The 1,738-nt window shown below is 65.1% G+C and carries 1 protein-coding gene; it reads right to left on the reverse strand.

What is annotated here, in order from left to right:
- Positions 1 to 1,689: heme lyase CcmF/NrfE family subunit (locus FHT79_RS31890; protein WP_183904730.1), on the reverse strand; the 1,689-nt coding region annotated here is incomplete at its 3' end.
- Between the last annotated feature and the right edge of the window lie 49 nt (positions 1,690 to 1,738).

The raw sequence follows: 1,738 nt of genomic DNA on the forward strand, positions 1-1,738 counted from the left end.
ACCGGCGCGCCGGATGGTGAAGTGGCCGCGCTCCTCGGTATAGTTCGGCCCGGTCGCCGGCTGCATGCCGTCGAAATGCAGGCTGTAACCGCCGGCCTCGGTGATCGCGCCGGGCTTCATCTCGATGACGTATTCGCTCTGGAAGGTCGTGACGGCGACGATGCCGAGCACGGTGACGCCGAGCCCGGCATGGGCAAGGGCGGTGCCGAAGGCCGAACGCGGCAGGCCGGAAAGCCGGCGCCAGGCGATACTGGCGGAAACCTTGCCGATGCCGGCGCGATACCAGAGATCGGCGATGGCGCCGAGGATGAGGAACAGGCCGGCCGCCAGCCCGAGCACTGACAGCACCGGTCCGCCATGTTGGACATAGAAGAAGACCACGGCGGCCAGGAAGGCGATAGCCGCGACGACATAGAGCCGCTGCAGGGCGCCGAGCAGATCGCCGCGCTTCCAGGAAAGCATCGGCCCGAAGGGCACGATGACGATCAGCGGCGCCATCAGCAGGCCGAAGGTCAGGTTGAAGAAGGGCGGTCCGACGGAGATCTTGTCGCCGGTCAGCGTTTCCAGCAGCAGCGGATAGAGCGTGCCTGTCAGCACCGTGCCGCAGGCGACCGTCAGGATCAGATTGTTGACGACGAGCGCACCCTCACGCGAGATCGGCGCAAACAGCCCGCCGGCAGCGAGCCGCGGCGCGCGGAAGGCAAACAGCGACAGCGCTCCGCCGATGAAGATCAGCAGGATGCAGAGAATGAAGACGCCGCGGGTGGGATCGCTGGCAAAGGCATGCACCGAGGTCAGCACGCCGGAGCGCACCAGGAAGGTGCCCATCAGCGACAGCGAGAAGGTGAGGATGGCAAGCAGCACCGTCCAGATCTTCAGCGCCTCGCGCTTTTCCATGACAAGCGCCGAATGCAGCAGGGCGGTGCCGGCCAGCCACGGCATGAAGGAGGCGTTTTCCACCGGGTCCCAGAACCACCAGCCGCCCCAGCCGAGTTCGTAATAGGCCCAGTAGGAGCCCATGGCGATGCCGAGCGTCAGAAAGGTCCAGGCGGCCAGCGTCCAGGGCCGCACCCAGCGCGCCCAGGCCGCGTCGATGCGGCCTTCCAGAAGGGCCGCGACGGCAAAGGAGAAACAGACGGAGAAGCCGACATAACCGAGATAAAGCAGCGGCGGGTGGATGGCGAGACCGATATCCTGCAGGACCGGATTGAGATCGCGGCCCTCGGCCGGCGCCGGATCGAGCCGCAGGAAGGGATTGGAGGTCAGAAGAATGAACAGCGTGAAGGCGACCGAGATCCAGGCCTGCACGGAAAGCACATTGGCCTTCAGCGTCTCCGGCAGATTGCGCCCGAAGACGGCGACCAGCGCGCTGAACAGCGTCAGGATCAGCAGCCAGAGCATCATCGATCCCTCGTGATTGCCCCAGACGCCGGAATATTTATAGATCAGCGGCACCAGCGAATGCGAATTCTCCCAGACGTTCTCGACCGAGAAATCCGAGACGACATGGGCATAGGTCAGCACGCCGAAGGCGAAGGCCACCAGCGAGAACATCGCCAGCGAGCCGATCGTCGCCACATCCATCATCGCCCGGTCGTGACGACGGGCGCCGATCACCGGCACGATGGAGAGGATGAGCGCCGTGGCCAGCGCCAGCACCAGCGCGTAATGGCCGATCTCGATGATCATGGCGTCGCCTTCACTTCCTGGCCCTGAGCTTGCTTGCCCGGAACGTCCT

This window comes from Rhizobium sp. BK212, from assembly GCF_014197475.1.
In the GTDB taxonomy this organism is placed as follows: domain Bacteria; phylum Pseudomonadota; class Alphaproteobacteria; order Rhizobiales; family Rhizobiaceae; genus Rhizobium; species Rhizobium anhuiense.